Consider the following 18760-nt stretch of genomic DNA (forward strand, 5'->3'; position numbering starts at 1 on the left):
TCCCCCCGACCCTGAAACGAGGTGCCCATGGGACTGCCCTTCTCCAGGCCTGACACCCTGCGACAGGACTTTCTCTCGTCGATCGTCGTCTTCCTCGTCGCACTGCCGCTGTGCATCGGCGTCGCCGTCGCCTCCGGTGTCCCGGCCGAGCTCGGCCTGATCACCGGCATCGTCGGCGGCCTGGTCGCCGGCGTTCTGCCCGGCAGCAGCCTCCAGGTCAGCGGCCCCGCCGCCGGCCTCACCGTCCTCGTGTACGAGGCCGTTCAGGAGTACGGCCTGCGGACCCTCGGGGCGATCGTCATCGCCGCCGGTCTGATCCAGCTCGGGATGGGGCTGCTACGGCTCGGCCGCTGGTTCCGCGCGATCTCCATCTCGGTCGTGCACGGCATGCTCGCCGGTATCGGCCTCGTCCTGGTCACCGGGCAGGTGCACAGCCTGTTCGACAACAAGTCGCCCGGTGCCGCGATGGCCAACGTCACCGGGCTGCCCGGCCTGCTCACCGAGTCGGCCACCGAACCGGCCGCCCTCGCCGCCGGCGCGATCGGGATCGGGACGATCGTCGTGCTCGTCGGCTGGAAGCACGTGCCGAAGCGCCTGCAGGTGGTCCCGGGCGCGCTCGTGGCGGTCGCGCTGGCGACACTGACCACGATCGCGTTCGACCTGCCGGTCAAGCGCATCGAGGTCAAGGGCCTCCTCGGCTCGATCCAGCCGCCCGGCCTGTCCGAGCTCGGTGGGCTGGCGTCGGTCGGCGTCATCGGCACCGTGGTGGCGTTCGCGCTGATCGCCTCGGCGGAGAGCCTGTTCAGCGCGGCGGCCGTCGACCGGATGCACCACGGTCCCCGGACCGACTACGACCGGGAGCTCATGGCACAAGGCGCCGGCAACACCATCTGTGGCCTGCTCGGGGCCCTGCCGATGACCGCCGTCATCGTGCGGAGCGCCGCGAACGTGCAGGCCGGCGCCCGGACGAAGGCCTCGCGGATCCTGCACGGAGTATGGCTGCTGGCCTTCACCGCCGCCTTTCCGGTGGCGCTCGGGTACATCCCCGTGACCGCCCTGGCCGCCATCCTCGTGCACGCGGGCTGGAAGCTGCTGTCGCTGCGGGAGGTCGGCCGGCTCTGGCGGACCGAGCGCGGTGAGGCGGTCGTCCTGACCGGGACCGCGCTGGCGATCGTCGTCACCAACCTGTTCGAGGGCGTCCTCATCGGCCTCCTGCTGGCCGTTGTGAAGACCGCGTGGGACGTGTCCGAGATCCACGTCGACGTGGACGAGGAGGCGGACCCGATCGTGATCCGGCTCAGCGGGAACGCCACGTTCCTTCGCCTGCCGAAGGTGCTCGACACGCTGGAGACGATCCCGCACGGACGGGCGGTCGAGCTCGACCTGTCCGGCCTGCGCCACCTCGACCACGCCTGCCGTACGGCGCTGCGGGCATGGGCGGCGCAGCACGACGGCCGGGACGAGAAGTCCTCCGTGCGTATGAAGGAGCCGGCCCTGACCGGCTGACCTCCGGACCGGCTGGTCAGGGGCCCGCCAGCGTCGCCGCGCCCCTGACCGGTCCTCAGGGCGTGTCCGGTGGATCTTCGTCCGGCTGCGCGGCGTCCAGAGCGCGCTAGGAACAAGATCCACCGGACACGCCCTAGTTCCGTCCGGCCGCCTCGAGCGCCCGGCGGATGCCGGTCTCTCGTGGGCCGAGGTAGTACGGCCGCGGACGGCGCCCGGCAGCGCCACGCGGCAACCCAGAACCGCCTCATACCGGAACAGACGCTCCGCCCGGCGCCTCTGTTCGGGAACGCCGCCGGACCGGCCGGATCAGGTCAGACCGGCCGCGCCAGACCCGGTTCCTGATCGAGTCAGGTCGGCCGATCCCAGCTCGAATCAGGCCGGAGCGGCCGAGCCCGGCCCCGAGACCGGGCGGGTCAGACCAGGCGGGCCTGGCCCGTGCCTTCGACGATCTCGCCGAGCACCCAGGCGGGCAGGCCGTGCTCGGACGCGGTCCGGAGCGCGGCGTCGGCGTCGGACTCGGCGACGACGGCGGCCATCCCGACGCCCATGTTGAAGGTCTTGTCCATCTCCGCGCGGGGCACCCGGCCGTACGTCTCCAGGAGACCGAAGATCGGCGGGGGCTCCCAGGAGGAGCGCTGGAGGACGGCGTCACAGCCGGTCGGCAGCGACCGCGCGAGGTTCGCCGTAAGGCCGCCGCCGGTGATGTGCGCGAACGCGTGCACCTCGGAGGCGGCGATCAGCGCCAGGCAGTCCTTGGCGTAGATCCGGGTCGGCGTGAGCAGTTCCTCGCCGAGCGACCGGGTCAGCTCGGCCGGTGTCTCCTCCAGTGACAACCCGGTCTCCCGCAGGATGTGCCGGACCAGGGAGTAGCCGTTGGAGTGGATCCCGGAGGAGGCGAGGCCCAGCACCACGTCACCGGGCCGCACCCGGTGCGGGCCGAGGACGTTCGACGCCTCGACCACGCCCGTGCCCGCCCCGGCCACGTCGAACTCGTCGGGCTCCAGCAGCCCGGGGTGCTCGGCGGTCTCGCCGCCGACCAGGGCACAGCCCGCCAGGGAGCAGGCCTCGGCGATGCCGCCGACGATCGCGGCGATCCGATCGGGGACGACCCGCCCGCAGGCGATGTAGTCGGTCATGAACAGCGGCTCGGCGCCGCAGACGACCAGGTCGTCGATGACCATGCCGACCAGGTCGTGCCCGATCGTGTCGTACACCCCGAGGCGCCGCGCCAGGTCGACCTTGGTGCCGACGCCGTCGGTGGAGGTGGCGAGCAGGGGCCGCTCGAACCGCGTGAGCGCCGAGACGTCGAACAGGCCCGCGAAGCCGCTGACGTCATCGACGACCTCGGGCCGGCGGGACTTCGCGACGCGGGACTTCATCAGCTCGACGGCGCGCTCGCCCGCGGCGATGTCCACCCCGGCCGCGGCGTAGGACGTGGCGGTGGAGTCGTCGGTCACCGGCGGGCCTCTTCGAGCAGGTGCTTGCCGCGGGCGTCCTCGGCGACGTCGATCGGGTAGACGCCGTCGAAGCAGGCCCGGCACAGGCGGCTCTTGTCCTGCTGTGTCGCGGCGATCAGCTCGTCGAGTGAGATGTAGCCGAGCGTGTCGGCGCCGAGGGACTGGCGGATCTCCTCGACCGAGAGGTTGCCGGCGATCAGCTCGGCGCGGGTCGCGAAGTCGATGCCGTAGAAGCACGGCCAGGCCACCGGCGGGCTGGAGATGCGGACGTGCACCTCCTTGGCCCCCGCCTCGCGGAGCATCTTCACGATCGCCCGCTGGGTGTTGCCGCGCACGATCGAGTCGTCGACGACGACCAGGCGCTTGCCCGCGATCGCCTCGCGCAGCGGGTTGAGCTTCAGCCGGATGCCGAGCTGCCGGATGGTCTGCGACGGCTGGATGAACGTCCGGCCCACGTAGGAGTTCTTCACGAAGCCCTGGCCGTACGGGATGCCGGACTCCTCGGCGTACCCGATCGCCGCCGGCGTGCCGGACTCGGGCGTCGGGATGACCAGGTCGGCCTCGACCGGGTGCTCGCGGGCGAGCCGGCGGCCGACGTCGACCCGGGTGGCCTGGATGCTCCGCCCGGCGATCGAGGTGTCGGGCCGGGCGACGTAGACGTACTCGAACAGGCAGCCCTTGGGCTCGGCGACGGCGAACCTCGTGGACCGCACGCCCGCCTCGTCGATGGCGATCAGCTCGCCCGGCTCGACCTCGCGGACGAACGTGGCGCCGACGATGTCGAGGGCGGCGGTCTCGCTGGCGACCACCCAGCCGTGCTCGAGGCGGCCGAGCACCAGCGGGCGGATCCCCTGCGGGTCGCGCGCGGCGTACAGGGTGCGTTCGTTCATGAAGACGAGGGAGTAGGCGCCGCGGGCGAGCGGCAGCACCTCCAGCGCGGTCTCCTCGACGCCGCCCTCGCCACCGGCCAGCAGGGCGGTGAGCACCTCGGTGTCGGTGGTGGCGTTCAGCTCCCCGGCCGGGACGCGGGCCGCCAGCTCCGGCGTGTTGATGAGGTTGCCGTTGTGGCCCAGCGCCAGGCTGCCGGTCTCGGTCGAGCGGAACGTCGGCTGGGCGTTCTCCCAGACGCTCGATCCGGTCGTGGAGTAGCGGCAGTGGCCGATCGCGATGTGCCCGCGCAGGGTGTTGAGCACGGGCTCTTCGAAGACCTGGGACACCAGGCCCATGTCCTTGAAGACGACGATCCGCGCGCCGTCGCTGACCGCGATGCCGGCCGACTCCTGGCCGCGGTGCTGCAGGGCGTACAGGCCGAAGTAGGTGAGCTTGCTGACCTCCTCGTCGGGTGCCCAGACGCCGAAGACCCCGCAGGCGTCCTGGGGACTTTGATCCCGGGGGTCGAGGTTGTGGCTCAGCCGTCCGTCTCCACGCGACACATGGCCAGTGTAGGCGGCATCCGCCGAGCTCCCACCGCCGCGGGTGGACGTTTCCGTCCTGGCCGGGGCCACCAGGGCGTTCGCGGACGTGGTTCCCTGCGCGTGGTCGGCGTGCCGCACCGCCTCGCCCGGCATCGATCCATCACGATGGGTGTTCGGGGGGTGACATGGTGTATCAGCCGGTGCGCGAGGTGCCGCAACGCCGCAGGGGGCTCGGCATCGCCGCGCTCGTCCTCGGCATCGCGGGGCTCCTCACGCTGTGGCTCTGCGGCCTGGGCGTCCTGCCCGCACTGGCCGGCATCGTCATTGGCGTCATCGCGGTGGTCCAGCGGAACGGCCGCGGCATGGCCGTCGCGGGCCTGATCCTGTCGGCGGTGACGCTGGCGCTCGCGATCGCCTTCGCCGTCTGGTTCTACGGCCGGATCGCGCCCTGTTCCGACCAGACCCGTTACCCCACGAAACAGGCACGGGACGAGTGCCTGCAGAAGCGCGTGCCCTTCTTCAAGGCCACGCCCCGCCCCTGAGCGTCCGGCACCGATCCGGCCAGGTCACGCGCGCCCGATCGTCGGCTCCAGGGACGGGCGGAGGAAGGTCCGGTCGAAGCGGCGGATGCAGCGGGTCCGGGCCGAGAGCCGCCAGAGCAGCGCGGCCTCCGGATCCTCGCGGATGGCGGCACGGTAGCCCTCGTAGTCCGCCAGGCTGGGGAAGGAGAACAGCGCGTACGCGATGTCGTTGGCTCCTTCATGCGGCAGGAAGCAGCCGTGGTGCGTGCCGCCGAAACGGGTCACGATCGGGATCCACCCCGTCACGTACTCCTCGAAGGCCTCGACCTGGGTGGGATCGATCTCGTAGCGAAGATGGCAAGTGATCATGGCGGAATCATCCCGCGACAGAGCATCGCGGCACCGCCGGACGCCGTCTTGACAAGCCTCGTGGGCCGGAGGGAGCATGACGGCGGGCGTTGATCCACCGCCCAACCTCCTTCGGTCCTCCCCGGCAGGGCCGCTCGGTGGAGGCAAAGGGGATCCCTTCCTCGGATCGCTGGTCATCCGCCCGCCACGGGCTCGTACGCCGGGGGCCGGGTCGCGTGGTCGTCGAGGGCCTGATGACAGCGAACAAGAACTTCAAGCGACGCGTCCGCGAGCGCGCCCGGCGTACGGGCGAGTCCTACACCGCTGCCCTCCGGCACCTTCGACGTCTGGAGATCAGGGAGCGCTCAGTGCACTGGCAGCGCGTTGAAAAGTCCGACTTCGGCTATGCCGTCCACGTCCCGCAGAGCTGGGAGGAGCGGGAGCCGAACCTCAAGAACAGCCCGTGGGAGACCGCGCGGTTCGTCGACCCCGATGACCGGCGGCACAGCCTGATCGTCTTCCGTCAGCCCGTACGGCCCGGGCGTTCCGCCACCGAGATCGCCGAGGGCGCGCGGCAGTCGCTCGCCGGGGTCGGCTTCGTCGATTTCGAGATCAGCGACGTGACCGTCGCCGGGCGGGCCGGCGCGCGGCTGAACTGCGCGCGCCACGACGCCGGGCGGACATGGGCGGTGCGCGAGTACTTCGTCGTCCGGGACGGCGTCGCCTTCTGCCTGGGATGCGGGTCGTCCGTGCCGGGCGAGGACGATCCGCTTTTCGGGGTGCTCGCCGAGCGGTTGGAACTGCTCGAGTTCGGCTGATCCCGGGCCGGCGGGCGAGCCCCGCCGGCCCTCTTATCGATCATTCGCCGAATACGGCGTAACAGGCAGATAAGCGGACAGATCCGCCCGCGATCCGCTCGCCGTGATCCGGTCGGCGGCGTCCACCCACGCGAGCCGGCCGGTCGCGAGCAGGATCCACGTCTTCGGATCGGTCTCGATGACGTTCGGCGGGGTGCCGCGGGTGTGGCGCGGGCCCTCGACGCACTGCACCGCGGCGTACGGGGGCACGCGCACCTCCACCGAGCGCCCCGGCGCCTCCCCGGCGAGCCGGTCCAGCAGCAGTTTCGCGGCCAGGCGTGCGGCCGCACGCTCGGGTTCGGCGCCGGTGGCGTACGCGGTCACCACCGCGTCGATGAGGGCGTCGGCGAGGCGGGCCGCCGGGCCCGCGTAGGGCTCCTCGCCGAGCGTGGCGAGTTGGTCGTCGAGGGCGGCGCGCAGCCGCTCAGGTGTGGGTCGGGCCATGGCAGGACCGACGTTACCGGCCGTTAGGAGCGCCCGATGACCCGCGAGACACGCTAAATTGCCCTAGTCCCCCATATGCCACTAAAGACCACTTGCCACACCTGTACTGTCTTGTGATTGTTTGGTTACTCCGCAGCCGGTGCACCCCTCCCGGCCCGCGCCCCCCACTCGAAGGAGAGCCCCCCGTGAGGGTCCGAGCCAGAAGACTCGTGATCGCGTCCTCCGCTGTCGCGATCACGGCAGCAGCCGTCCCCGCCTACGCCGCCATCACCACGCCCACCGCCCACGTCGCGGTCGCGTCCGCCTCGGCCCAGACCGTGCCCGGGCAGTACATCGTGACGCTGAAGCACACCGGCGACCGCCTGTCGAAGCTCACCGGCGTGCGCCGCCTCCTCGACTTCGGTGACGGCTTCGCCGCCAAGCTGACGCCGACGGAGCTCAAGAAGGTGCAGAGCGACCCGAACGTCGCCGCCATCGAGCCGGACCAGGTCATCAAGATCAACACCACCCAGAAGAACGTCAACTGGGGTCCGGACCGGATCGACCAGCACAAGCTTCCGCTCTCGCACACTTACACCTACAAGCACACCGGTTCGGGCGTCGACGCCTACGTGATCGACACCGGCATCGACACCTCGCTCAGCCAGTTCCAGGGCCGGGCGAACACCGTGTACGGCAAGAAGGACTGCAACGGCCACGGCACCCACGTCGCCGGCATCATCGGGTCGAAGACGTACGGCGTCGCCAAGGGCGTCCGCCTGCACGGTGTCCAGGTCCTGGACTGCGACGGCCGCGGCCAGACCTCCGACGTCATCGCGGGCATCAACTGGGTGATCAAGCACCACGGCGCCAAGTCGGTCGCCAACCTGTCCCTGGGCGGCGGCAAGTCGACCGCGCTGAACAACGCGGTCACCAAGCTGTCGAAGGCCGGGGTGTTCGTCGCGGTCGCCGCGGGCAACGGCGACGAGAACGGCAACCCGCTGAACGCCTGCAACACCTCGCCGGCCAGCGCGTCGAGCGTCGAGGCCGTCGGGGCCAGCACGTCGGCCGACAACCGCACCTCGTGGAGCAACTACGGCAAGTGCGTGGACATCTACGCGCCCGGCAGCAACATCAAGTCGACCTACCTCGGCGGCACGGCGGTCCTCAGCGGCACGTCGATGGCCACGCCGTTCGTGGCCGGTGTCGCGGCGCTCTACAAGTCGACGTACGGCCAGAAGTCGTTCGGCACGGTCCAGTCGTGGCTCACCTCGCACGCGACCCTGAACGCCATCAAGAACAACAAGCCGAACACCCCCAACCGCCTGCTCTACAAGAGCTCTCTCTGAGCTCCTGAGCCGAGAGGCCGCCGCCCACGCCGGGCGGCGGCCTCTTCCGTGTTCTCCGAAAGCCGTCAGTGCGCCCCATACTGGACCGGTGGACCAGAGCATCGGTGAGTTCCTCCGCTCTCGGCGTGCCCGCATCCAGCCCGGCGACGTGGGACTGCCCGAGTACGGCCGACGGCGGGTGCCCGGCCTGCGCCGCGAGGAGCTGGCGCAGCTCGCCGGTGTCAGCGTCGACTACTACGTGCGCCTGGAGCAGGGGCGCAGTCCGAGCGTGTCCGACGCCGTGCTCGACGCGATCGCCCGCGCACTGCGCCTCGATGGGACCGAGAGTGCCCATCTCCGCAACCTGGCGCGCCCCGGCAGGACGACGCGCACGCCGGAGCGGCCACAGCGCGTACGGCCCGGACTGCTCCGGATGCTGGAGATGATGCGGGACGTTCCGGCCTTCATCCTCGGCCGCCGGATGGACGTCCTCGCCTGGAACCCGCTCGCCGACGCCGTGACCGGGTTCTCCGGCATGGATCGGCCCAACGCGGCTCGGCACGCCTTCCTATACCCGGCGGGCCGTGCCCTGTACCCCGAATGGGAGGCCGTCGCGGCGGAGACCGTCGCGTACCTGCGCCTCGACGCGGGCCGGCGCCCGGACGACGCGCGGATGGCCGACCTCGTCGAGGAGCTCTCGGCGGGAAGCGAAGCGTTCCGCCGCCTCTGGGACGGGCAGGACGTCGTGGAGAAGACGCACGGCCGGAAGCTGATCCTTCATCCGCGAGTCGGCGAGCTGGAATTCCGCTTCGAGACCTTCGCGCCTCCTGGCGACGAGGATCAACTGCTCGTCGCCTACACCGTGGCGGCCGGCTCGCCCGCCGAGGAACGGCTGAGGCTGCTGGCCGCCGACCAGGCCTCCGGCGCTCCCGCGTACGTCCTGACCTGAGCGGCGCGGGTGATCCCCGGCGCTCAGGTGAGCGCCGGGGATCGGGTAGGTCACCTCAGGCGGCCGGCTCCAGCAGCGGCTCGGTCCCCACGGGGGCCTGACGGCGGGTGCGCAGGGTGTAGAGGCTGAGGGGGACGCCCACGGCGACGATCGCGGCGCCGACCAGGATGGCGAGCTGGTAGCCCGACAGGAAGGCGTGGATCGGCGTGGAGCCGCCGTGCAGGACCGCGGACTGGCGTGAGGTCAGGATCGCGCCGATGATCGTGACGCCGAGCAGGCCCGAGACCTCGCGGGAGGCGTTGAGCACACCGGAGGCCGCGCCGGCCCGCGCGGGCGGGAGCACCCCGATGACCGCGTCGGTCAGCGGCATCATCGTGAAACCGGAACCGATGCCGAAGGCCACGAACGCGGGCAGCAGGTCCATGAAGCTGCCGCCCTCGCCGACGAACGAGACCATGATCATTCCGACGACGTTGAGGGCGAGGCCCGCCGCGACGGTGAGGTTCGTGCCGAGGCGCCGCGCGACCGTCCCGGCGAACGGCGCGACCACGATCATCATCAGGGCCATCGGGATGATGGACGCTCCCGCCTTGGTCGGGGAGAACCCCAGGATGTTCTGCAGGTACATGGCCGTGAAGAGGTAGACGCCCATCACGCCGAAGCCCCACAGGACCATCGCGCCGAGGCCGCCGCTGAAGACGCGCTCCCGGAACATCGACAGGTCCACCATCGGGTCGTCGGTGCGGGTCTCGACCGCGATGAACCCCGCCGCCGAGACCGCGGCGAGGGCGAAGGCACCGAGGATCAGGGCCGAGGTCCAGCCCCGGTCGTGGCCCTCGATCAGCGCGTAGGTGACGGAGAACAGCGCGATCGCGGAGGTCAGCAGGCCTGGAACGTCCAGACGGCGGCGTACGGCCGCACCGGTCTCGCGCATCGAGAAGGCGATGATGGCGATCGTCACCACGCCCACGGGGACGTTGATCAGGAAGATCCAGCCCCAGTGCCAGCGCTCGGAGATGAACCCGCCGGTCAGCGGGCCGAGCGCCAAGGCGAGCGCGCCGACCGCGCTCCACACCCCTACCGCCCTCGTACGCTCGCGCGGGTCGGGGAAGGTCGAGGAGATAATCGCGAGCGTCAACGGCGCCGACGCCGCCGCACCGACCCCCTGCAGGACCCGGGCGACGATCAGCGTCGTCTCGTTCCCCGCGATCCCGGCCACGAGTGACGCGGCGGTGAAGACGGTCAGCCCGGCCAGGAACAGCCGGCGGCGGCCGTACACGTCGCCGAGCCTGCCGCCGACGAGCATCAGGCCGGAGAAGACCAGGATGTAGCTGCTGACGATCCACTCCAGCCCGGACAGCGTCAGATGCAGGTCGCGCTGGATGGACGGCAGCGCCACGTTGACGACGTTGTTGTCGAGGTAGGTCATGAAGGTCGCCAGCGCGACCCCGGTCAAGGTCCACCAGCGTCGACGAGATTCCATCGTCCTCGACTCCCCTATACAGTGTTCTTATACGACGTACATGTACGCCGTATAGGGAAGCTTGTACAGCGTATAGTTGTCAAGTGGCCGCAGAAGAAGAACGCGCTCGCCTGAGCCGGGAGACAGTGGTGGACGGCGCCCTGGCGCTCGCCGACGAAGAGGGCCTCGAGGGGCTGACGATCCGCCGGCTCGCCCAGCGCCTGGGTGTCACGCCCATGGCGCTCTACTGGCATTTCAAGAACAAGGACGAACTGCACGTCGCGCTCGTCGACCGCGTGTGGTCGCTGGTCGACACGAAGGTCGATCCGGCGGCGCCGTGGTACGACCGGCTCCGCACCTTGATGGAGTCGGTCGTCGGCGTCCTACGCGTACACCCGAGTGCCGCGCAGCTGCTGATGACCGCCTGGATCGACGCCCCGTACTGTTACGACTCCATGGAGGCGGCGCTGGCGATCCTCGCGGAGGGGGGATTCGAGCCCGAGAAGGCGGGCGTCCTCTGCGGGTACGGCCTGCGGACGGCGATCACACTGGTCATCGGCGATCCCAACGTCAAGCCCACGATGACGTGCGAGGAGGTCGCGGAGGTCCGCCGCCAGAAGCGCATCAGACTCGCGACGCTGCCACCGGACCGGTACCGTCACATGGTCGACGCCGCGCCCGTGCTCGCCGCCGCGGTCGACTCCGACGCCTCCATCGCTCTCGGCATCGACATCTTCGTCGCTGGCGTCCGGGCCATCGCCCCGAACGGCTGACCGCGCCGGGCCGGGCCCGGCGCGGTCTCTCGATCAGCCGAACAGGGCGGGCAGGGCGCCCTGGTGCACCTCGCGCAGCTCGCTCAGCGGGATGGAGAACAGGCCCTCCACCTCGAAGGCGTCGCCGCCGACCGTGCCCAGACGGCGCACCGGGACCCCGGCGGCCTCGGCGAGGGCGACGACCCGCTCCTCGTGATCCGGGTAGACGGCCACGACGGCCCGGGCCACGGACTCGCTGAACAGCTCGGTGAACGGGTCGTCCGGCAGACTGATCACGCAGCCGAGCCCGCCGCGCAGGCAGGACTCGACCAGCGACTGCGACAGGCCGCCGTCGGACAGGTCGTGGGCGGCGCTCAGCACGCCTTCCCGCGCCCCGGTCACGAGCACGGACGCCAGCGCCGCCTCGGCCGCGAGGTCGACGCGCGGCGGCAGCCCGCCGAGGTGCTGGAACACGACGTTCGCCCACTCGGAGCCGCCGAACTCCGGCCGGGTCTCGCCGAGCAGCAGCAGCGTGGTGCCCTCGACGTTGAACGACATCCGCACGCGGCGGTCGACGTCGTCGTGCACGCCCAGGACGCCGATCACCGGGGTGGGGTTGATCGGCGTGCTGCCCGTCTGGTTGTAGAAGCTGACGTTGCCGCCGGTCACCGGGACGCCCAGCGCCTGGCACGCGTCGGCGAGCCCCTCGACGGCACGCGCGAACTGCCACATCACGCCCGGGTCCTCCGGCGAGCCGAAGTTGAGGCAGTTGGTGACCGCGAGCGGCCGCGCGCCCGTGGTCGCGACGTTGCGGTACGCCTCCGACAGGGCGAGCTGCGCGCCGGCGTACGGGTCGAGCCGGGCGTAGCGGCCGTTGCCGTCGGTGGCCAGCGCGATGCCCTGCGGCCCGTCGCCGATGCGGATCACGCCGGCGTCCTCCGGCATGGCCAGCACGGTGTTGCCGAGCACGAACCGGTCGTACTGCGAGGTGACGAAGGTCTTGTCGGCGAGGTTCGGCGAGCCGATGAGCCACAGCACCGTGTTGCGCAGGTCCTCGGCGGTGGCCGGACGCGGCAGGCGGCCCGGGCCGTCGGCCTGCAGCTGCGCCAGGTCGGCCGGCGGCTCGTACGGCCGCTCATACACCGGGCCCTCGTCGGCGGCGGTGCCCGGCGGGATGTCGACGATCGTCTCGCCGTGCCAGGTCATCCGCAGCCGACCCGTGTCGGTGACCTCACCGATCACGGTGGCGGGGACGTCCCACTTCGCGCAGACCTCGAGGAAGCGCTCGACCTTGGCCGGCTCGACCACGGCCATCATGCGCTCCTGCGACTCGCTCATCAGGATCTCTTCGGGCCGCAGCGTCGCGTCGCGTAGCGGCACCAGAGTCAGGTCGATGTCCATGCCGCCGGTGCCGGCCGCGGCCAGCTCCGTGGTGGCGCAGGACACGCCCGCCGCGCCGAGGTCCTGGATGCCGACGACGAGGTCCTCAGCGAAGATCTCCATGCAGCACTCGGTGACGACCTTCTCCATGAAGGGGTCGCCGACCTGCACCGACGGCCGCTTCTGGTGAGACTCCTCATCGAAGGTCGCGCTCGCCAGCACCGACGCGCCGCCGATGCCGTCCGGCCCGGTGCCCGCACCGAACAGGACCACCTTGTTGCCCGGCCCCGGCGCGATCGCCCGCTTGATGTCCTCGGGCTTGAGAACACCCACGCACAGGGCGTTGACCAGCGGGTTCGCGGCGTAGCAGGGGTCGAAGACGACCTCGCCGCCGATGTTCGGCAGGCCGAGGCAGTTGCCGTAGCCGCCGACGCCGCGGACGACGCCGTCGAGCACCCGGCGCGTGTCCGTTGCCTCCGGCGGGCCGAAGCGCAGGGAGTCCATGACCGCGACCGGCCGGGCGCCCATCGAGATGATGTCCCGGACGATGCCGCCGACGCCGGTGGCCGCGCCCTGGTACGGCTCGACGTACGACGGGTGGTTGTGCGACTCGATCTTGAACGTGACGGCCCAGCCGTTGCCGACGTCGACGACCCCGGCGTTCTCGCCCATGCCGACGAGCAGCGCATCGCTCTGCGGCGCCTTGTCGGCGAACTGCCGCAGGTGGACGCGCGAGCTCTTGTACGAGCAGTGCTCGCTCCACATGACGGAGTAGATGGCCAGCTCGGCGGAGGTGGGCCGCCGGCCCAGGATCTCCCGCACGCGGACGAACTCGTCGTCCTTCAGGCCGAGCTCGGCGTACGGCAGCTCGCGCTCGGGCGTCCGCTCCGCACGGTCGACGGTGTCCACCTCGACCGGCGGCGCAGCGGGCTCCGGGGCCGACAGGTCGGGGCTCGTCCCCGACGCGCCGACGTCGGACCGCTCGTCGCCCGGCTCGTTGACGGAGGTGTGGACCTGCTCAGTCACTGGTGCACCAACTTCTTGAGGACAGAGGTGAAGAAGCCGAGCCCCTCGGTGGAGGTGCCGGTCAGCGCCTCGACCGCGTGCTCGGGGTGGGGCATCAGGCCGACGACGTTGCCCGCCTCGTTGCAGATGCCGGCGATGTCCCTCAGGGAGCCGTTGGGGTTGACGTCGACGTAACGGGCGACGACCCGGCCGGCGGACTCCAGCTCGTCGAGGGTGGCCTCGTCGGCGACGTAGCAGCCGTCCATGTTCTTGACCGGGATGACGACCTCCTGGCCCTGCTCGTAATCGGTCGTCCAGGCGGTGTCGGCGTTCTCGATGCGCAGGCGCTGGGCGCGGCACACGAAGTGCAGGCCGGCGTTGCGGGTCAGCGCGCCCGGCAGCAGGTGCGACTCGCACAGCACCTGAAAGCCGTTGCAGATGCCGAGCACCGGAAGGCCGTCGCCGGCGGCCGCGACGAGCTTGTCCATGAGCGGCGCGAACCGGGCGATGGCGCCGGCGCGGAGGTAGTCGCCGTAGGAGAAGCCGCCGGGAAGGACGACGGCGTCGACACCGAGGAGGTCGGCCTCGGCGTGCCAGAGGGACACTGGCTCGGCGCCGGCGAGGCGGACCGCGCGTGCGGCGTCCCGGTCGTCCAGCGAACCGGGAAAGGTGATGACGCCCACACGGGCTGACATGGGCACACTCCGATCAAGGAACGGTCGGGACGTGCCCCAGCTTATCCGGGGGTTAGCCTGCGGTTTTCAACAGCTCGGGCTCGAGGAGGCGCATCGGGGACTCCTCCTGCCAGCTCAGTCTCTTCTGGAGGTAGACGACCGTGCCCGCGTCGGGGCGACTGTCGAAGGTGACGTCGTCGACGAGCGCCTGCATGATCTTGATCCCGCGCCCGGACTCCGAATCGGGCCCCGCGCCTTTCTGCCTGTCGCTTTGGAAGCCGTGGCCCGTGTCGGAGATCTTCAGCACGCAGTGGTCACCGGCGATACTGGCGATCACTTCATAGTGGGTCGCCGAATCAACGTGCTGCACGACATTGGTGCAGGCTTCGGATGCGGCCACGAGAAGGTCGGCAATACAGGCTTCCGAAACCCCCAATCCGCGCAGCGTATCGCCCAGGACCCGTCGGATCACCGGGATGCTGAGAGTCTCACGCGGCAAGTCGAGTGAGAACTTCATATCCACCGGACACCTCGTGTCATCTTGACCCCTGACCTGGGGTCGACCCCGTCTGCTGATTCTTTCAACGAAGCTAAGGCTTCCCCGGTGGAAACTGACGTAATCGCGGGACCGAGCTAACTTTAGGCGACTATTCTGCGCGGAGTTCGAACGTCTCGATGACGGGGTTGGCCAGCAACGTCTCAGCCATCTTCCGGACACGTTCAGTGGCCGCTTCGTCGGCCGGCCCTTCAACTTCGATCTCGAACCTCTTCCCTTGGCGTACCCCTGTGACGCCCTCGAAACCGAGCCGTGGCAACGCCCGGGCGACGGCCTGGCCCTGGGAATCGAGAATTTCCGGCTTCAACATGACGTCGACGATGAAACGCGCCATGGCAACCCCCTCTGATCTGCAGCTACGGCACCGAAGCGTACGGCAACGTCACGATGCCGGTGACGCGAACCCTGGCCCGATGGGATCGTTAGGGCCGATCCCCCGCCCCCGAGGAGTCGTCATGCGCGCCGAGGAACTCACCGAGCCGGAATCCGCTCTCTGGGAGGCATTCCCCGCAGCGCGGACCGTCGACCTCGGCGGCCAGGGCGAGGTACGCGCCGAGGTGATCGCGGCCCTGCTCTCGGGCGCGCTGCCGCCCGAGCCGGGGCGGGTGCCCGCGGTCCGGCTCACCGGCGCGAAGATCACCGGGCGGCTCGACCTGTCCTTCGCCGACGTCCCGTACGCCGCCCTCCTGCGCGACTGCGAGTTCGCCGAGACGCCGAGCCTGTACGGCGCCCGCCTCCGGCAGGTCAACCTCTCGGGCTCCCGGCTGCCGGGTCTGCAGGCCTCAGACGCCCGGATCGACGGCCTGCTCTGGCTGAAGGGCTGCCGGTTCGACGGGCCGGTCCTTCTCGTCGGGACGCAGGTCGACGGTGCACTGTCCCTGAGCTCGGCGCGGATCGACGCTGAACGCGCGCTGCAGGCCGGCGGCCTGACCGTGGCCCGCGACCTGATCGCCACCGACCTGACCGTCTCGGGATCGACTCGCCTGCGGGGCGCGCGGGTGCAGGGCGCGATCATCCTCGACCGCGCCCGGCTGTCCTGCCCTGGCGGCGTCGCGCTGGAACTGGACCGGGCCCGGGTAGAAGGCACGGTCTCCCTCAGCGACGGTCTGCGCGCCGAAGGGATGGTCAGCCTGCGGTCGGCGGTAATCGGCGGCCCGCTGGAGTTGGACGGCGCGGAGCTGGTAAATCCCTCGGACGTGGCGCTGCGCGGGCATCTCCTCAGTGTCGGGAGCAGCCTCCGGGCGGGGGGCCTCCGGGCGCAGGGGCAGATCTACCTCGACGGCGCCCACGTGACCGGGTCGATCAACCTGGACGGGGCGCACCTGTCGAACCCGGGCGAGATCGCGCTTCGGGCCTCCCGTGCGGAGATCACCGGCGGCCTGTTCGGTAAGTACGGGTTCGTCGCCGACGGTGCCGTCCATCTGGTCGACACGCGGGTCGAGGCCAGCGTCGACTTCTCCGGCGCCCGGCTCACCGCGCCGGGAACCCGGGCGCTCAAGGCGCACGGGATCAACGTCGGCGGCGTCGTGGACTGCTGCGACGGCTTCACCGCCGAGGGCCGGGTCTCGTTCGCCGGCGCGCGGATCGGCGGTGACCTGTGCTTCGACGACGCGACGATCAGCGCCCCCGGTGAGGCCGCCATCAGCTGCCGGCAGGTACGCGCCACCACGCTGCGGCTCAGAACTCGCGGTGTGGACGGCGCGGTCGACGTACGGCACGCGCGCGTCGAGGTGCTCCGCGACGCTCCGAAGGGCTGGCCGCCGGGCTCCCGGCTCGAGGGCTTCACGTACGAGACGGTCGAGGATCCCGGCGCGGGCGCCGACCGGCTCGGCTGGCTGGACGGCGCCGACGGGTACCAGCCGCAGCCGTACGAGCAGCTCGCGGGCGTCTACCGACGGCTCGGGCAGGACGCCGACGCCCGTACGGTGCAGCTCGCCCGGCAGCGCCGCCGACGGCGTACGCTGCCGCGCTGGCTCGCCGTCTGGGGCCTCGTGCAGGACTGGACGGTCGGCTACGGCTACCGGCCGCAGCGAGCGGTGCTGTGGCTGGCCGGGCTGCTGGCCGTCGGCGTCGTGGCTTTCGGCGTCCACCACCCGCCGCCGCTGAAGGCGGGCGAGGCGCCGCCGTTCAATCCGTTGCTCTACACGCTCGACCTGTTGCTGCCGGTCATCGGCTTCGGTCAGGAGGACGCCTTCGGGCCGCGCGGCTGGCAGCAGTGGCTGGCCGCCGCGCTCGTCGCGTCGGGCTGGATCCTCGCGACCACCATCGCCGCAGGCGTCTCGCGGGTGCTCTCCCGCCACTAGCGATATAAATGAAGGTTCTCTCGTCTTCCCCCCGGAGTTCGTCTGATGCTGAGTGATGAGCTGACCCCACCCGAGCGCGTGCTGTGGGACGCGTTCCCGCGCGGTGAGACGGTCGACCTGTCCGGCGGCGACCAGGACTTCGACAGCACGAACGCCTGGGGCCCCGAACGCACCATCCGCGCCGAGGTGATCTCCGCGCTGCTGCTCGGCGCACGGGAGAACGAACCCGGCCAGGTCGCCGCCGTTCGCCTGACCGGTGCGCGGATCGCCGGGACGCTGAACCTCGGGCACGCCCACGTGACCGTGCCGCTCGCGCTCACCGGCTGCCAGCTCACCGAGGCCCCGCACCTGTACTGGGCGCAGTTGCGCAGCGTCCACTTCATGCGCTGCCGGCTGCCCGGCCTGGTCGCCTCCGGCGCGCGCATCGACGGGCACCTGTGGCTGGAGGGCAGCCACGTGTACGGCGGGGTCTGGCTCGACAGCGCCCACATCACCGGCATCCTCAACCTGACCGGTGCCCACCTGTCCCACCCGGGCGGTGACGCGCCGCTGCTGGCCGACCGCCTCGTCGTGGACAACAACGTCTACTGCGACCAGGGATTCACCGCCGAGGGCGAGGTCCGGCTGCCGGGCGCGAACGTCGGCGGGCAGCTGATCCTCCGCGGGGCGCGGCTGCGTAACCCCAAGGGGCAGGCGCTGTACGCCAGCCGGCTCGCGGTCGCGGCCAACGTCTTCTGCGACGGCGGGTTCAGCGCCGAGGGGGAGATCCGGCTGCGCGGCGCGCGGATCGGCGGCTACCTGTCCCTGGTCGGCGCGTCGGTGTCCAATCCGGCACGTGCGGCGCTCAACTGCGACGACATGAGCATCGAGACCGACATCTACTGCTCGGACGGCTTCCGCGCCGAGGGCGTGGTCAGCCTGGCGGGCGCGCACATCGGCGGCCTGCTCAACCTGCGCGGCGGACGCCTCAGCAACCCGGCCGGCGTGGCGCTGAACCTCCAGCGGGCCCAGGCCGAAGAGGTGCTGCTGCGGACCGCCGAGCCGATCAAGGGCATCGTCGACCTGAGCTACGCGCACTTCAAGCTCCTGCGCGACGACCCGCTCTCCTGGGCGCCGAGGTACCAGCTCGACGGCCTCACGTACGAGATGATCGACCCGCCGCTTGTCGCGAAGGAGCGGCTGAAGTGGGTGCGCCGCGACACGGACGGCTACATCCCCCAGCCGTACGAGAAGCTCGCCGAGACCTACCGCGCCCTCGGGCACGACGGCGAACGGCGCACCGTCCTGCTCGCCAAGCAGCGGCACCGCCGTACGACGCAGCCGGTGCCGGGCCGGGTATGGGGCTACCTCCAGGACTGGACGGTCGGCTACGGCTACCGGCCGTTCCTCGCCACCGCGTGGCTCGTGGCGCTGCTGGCGTTCGGCACCATCGTCTTCCAGCACCACCCGATGATCCAGGAGCCGGGGCACAACACCCAGTTCAACCCGTTCCTCTACACGCTGGACGTGCTGCTGCCGATCGGCTCGCTCGGTCAGGAGGGGGAGTTCGCGCCGCACGGCATCTACCTGTGGATATCCGACGCGCTCGTCGTCGCGGGCTTCATCCTCGGCTTGACCGTCGCCGCCGGCGCGACCCGCGTGCTCTCCCGCGATTGATCCACGTTTACCGAATCGGAGCGTGATTCGCGTTGGTGGCAGGGCACAACCTTGCGGGTACGAATCCGTAGAACCCGAGGCTTGCGCCCGGGTACGAGAGGTCTGTCACGATGACGACTACGTCTCCCGCAACCGCCGGGATCCGCGGGAAGGGCGACGCGAACCAGG

17 protein-coding genes are annotated in these 18760 nt (G+C 70.8%); 8 read left to right on the plus strand and 9 right to left on the minus strand.

What is annotated here, in order from left to right; all coding sequences use genetic code 11:
- The first annotated feature begins 27 nt into the window (after positions 1-27).
- Positions 28-1506: a SulP family inorganic anion transporter gene (locus tag AB0I04_RS24580; protein WP_360888571.1), complete on the plus strand. Its 1479-nt coding sequence runs from the start codon at positions 28-30 to the stop codon at positions 1504-1506.
- 413 nt (positions 1507-1919) lie between these two features.
- Here AB0I04_RS24580 and purM read toward each other — a convergent pair whose 3' ends face one another.
- Both purM and purF read right to left on the minus strand, forming a co-directional pair.
- Positions 1920-2963, minus strand: coding sequence for a phosphoribosylformylglycinamidine cyclo-ligase (purM, locus tag AB0I04_RS24585; RefSeq protein ID WP_360888574.1), 1044 nt, complete (start codon positions 2961-2963; stop codon positions 1920-1922).
- On the minus strand, positions 2960-4396 hold the full coding sequence (gene purF / locus AB0I04_RS24590) for an amidophosphoribosyltransferase (protein ID WP_360888577.1): 1437 nt from the start codon (positions 4394-4396) through the stop codon (positions 2960-2962). The genes purM and purF overlap by 4 nt, the downstream gene beginning before the upstream one ends.
- Positions 4397-4563: 167 nt before the next feature.
- On the opposite strand from purF, the gene AB0I04_RS24595 reads away from it, so the two are divergent.
- On the plus strand, positions 4564-4920 hold the full coding sequence (locus AB0I04_RS24595) for a DUF4190 domain-containing protein (RefSeq protein WP_360888580.1): 357 nt from the start codon (positions 4564-4566) through the stop codon (positions 4918-4920).
- 24 nt (positions 4921-4944) lie between these two features.
- Here AB0I04_RS24595 and AB0I04_RS24600 read toward each other — a convergent pair whose 3' ends face one another.
- The gene (locus tag AB0I04_RS24600) at positions 4945-5268 is read right to left on the minus strand and encodes an NIPSNAP family protein (RefSeq protein WP_360888583.1); all 324 of its coding nucleotides are present in this window, start codon (positions 5266-5268) and stop codon (positions 4945-4947) included.
- A gap of 233 nt (positions 5269-5501) precedes the next feature.
- On the opposite strand from AB0I04_RS24600, the gene AB0I04_RS24605 reads away from it, so the two are divergent.
- Positions 5502-6065 (plus strand): hypothetical protein, encoded by a 564-nt coding sequence (locus tag AB0I04_RS24605; RefSeq protein WP_360888586.1) that lies wholly within the window; start codon positions 5502-5504, stop codon positions 6063-6065.
- Between the two features lie 33 nt (positions 6066-6098).
- Here AB0I04_RS24605 and AB0I04_RS24610 read toward each other — a convergent pair whose 3' ends face one another.
- Positions 6099-6548, minus strand: coding sequence for a sterol carrier family protein (locus AB0I04_RS24610; protein WP_360888589.1), 450 nt, complete (start codon positions 6546-6548; stop codon positions 6099-6101).
- A gap of 185 nt (positions 6549-6733) precedes the next feature.
- Between AB0I04_RS24610 and AB0I04_RS24615 the strand changes: the two genes are divergently transcribed.
- Positions 6734-7876, plus strand: coding sequence for a S8 family serine peptidase (locus AB0I04_RS24615; protein WP_360888591.1), 1143 nt, complete (start codon positions 6734-6736; stop codon positions 7874-7876).
- 88 nt (positions 7877-7964) lie between these two features.
- Positions 7965-8804, plus strand: coding sequence for a helix-turn-helix transcriptional regulator (locus tag AB0I04_RS24620; RefSeq protein WP_360888594.1), 840 nt, complete (start codon positions 7965-7967; stop codon positions 8802-8804).
- Positions 8805-8859: 55 nt separating this feature from the next.
- On the opposite strand, the gene AB0I04_RS24625 is transcribed toward AB0I04_RS24620, so the two are convergent.
- Positions 8860-10287, minus strand: coding sequence for an MFS transporter (locus AB0I04_RS24625; RefSeq protein ID WP_360888596.1), 1428 nt, complete (start codon positions 10285-10287; stop codon positions 8860-8862).
- An 83-nt stretch (positions 10288-10370) separates the two neighbouring features.
- Here AB0I04_RS24625 and AB0I04_RS24630 point away from each other — a divergent pair, with 83 nt between their 5' ends.
- Complete coding sequence (locus tag AB0I04_RS24630) at positions 10371-11039, plus strand: TetR family transcriptional regulator (protein WP_360888599.1); 669 nt, start codon at positions 10371-10373, stop codon at positions 11037-11039.
- Between the two features lie 33 nt (positions 11040-11072).
- On the opposite strand, the gene purL is transcribed toward AB0I04_RS24630, so the two are convergent.
- The 4 genes from purL to purS form a co-directional block, all read right to left on the minus strand.
- Positions 11073-13307 carry a phosphoribosylformylglycinamidine synthase subunit PurL gene (purL, locus tag AB0I04_RS24635; RefSeq protein ID WP_360888963.1) on the minus strand — a complete coding sequence of 745 codons (2235 nt, stop codon included), beginning with the start codon at positions 13305-13307 and terminating at the stop codon, positions 11073-11075.
- Positions 13308-13420: 113 nt separating this feature from the next.
- Positions 13421-14098, minus strand: coding sequence for a phosphoribosylformylglycinamidine synthase subunit PurQ (gene purQ / locus AB0I04_RS24640; protein ID WP_360888601.1), 678 nt, complete (start codon positions 14096-14098; stop codon positions 13421-13423).
- 52 nt (positions 14099-14150) lie between these two features.
- Complete coding sequence (locus AB0I04_RS24645) at positions 14151-14594, minus strand: ATP-binding protein (RefSeq protein ID WP_360888604.1); 444 nt, start codon at positions 14592-14594, stop codon at positions 14151-14153.
- A 130-nt stretch (positions 14595-14724) separates the two neighbouring features.
- On the minus strand, positions 14725-14967 hold the full coding sequence (purS, locus tag AB0I04_RS24650; RefSeq protein ID WP_252845398.1) for a phosphoribosylformylglycinamidine synthase subunit PurS: 243 nt from the start codon (positions 14965-14967) through the stop codon (positions 14725-14727).
- 121 nt (positions 14968-15088) lie between these two features.
- Between purS and AB0I04_RS24655 the strand changes: the two genes are divergently transcribed.
- Positions 15089-16936, plus strand: a complete 1848-nt coding sequence (locus AB0I04_RS24655) for a hypothetical protein (RefSeq protein WP_360888607.1) — start codon at positions 15089-15091, stop codon at positions 16934-16936.
- Between the two features lie 45 nt (positions 16937-16981).
- Complete coding sequence (locus tag AB0I04_RS24660; RefSeq protein WP_360888610.1) at positions 16982-18592, plus strand: hypothetical protein; 1611 nt, start codon at positions 16982-16984, stop codon at positions 18590-18592.
- The last annotated feature ends 168 nt before the right edge of the window (positions 18593-18760 follow it).

Origin of the sequence: Actinoallomurus sp. NPDC050550, from assembly GCF_040655075.1 — a bacterium.
Classification (GTDB): Bacteria; Actinomycetota; Actinomycetes; order Streptosporangiales; family Streptosporangiaceae; genus Actinoallomurus.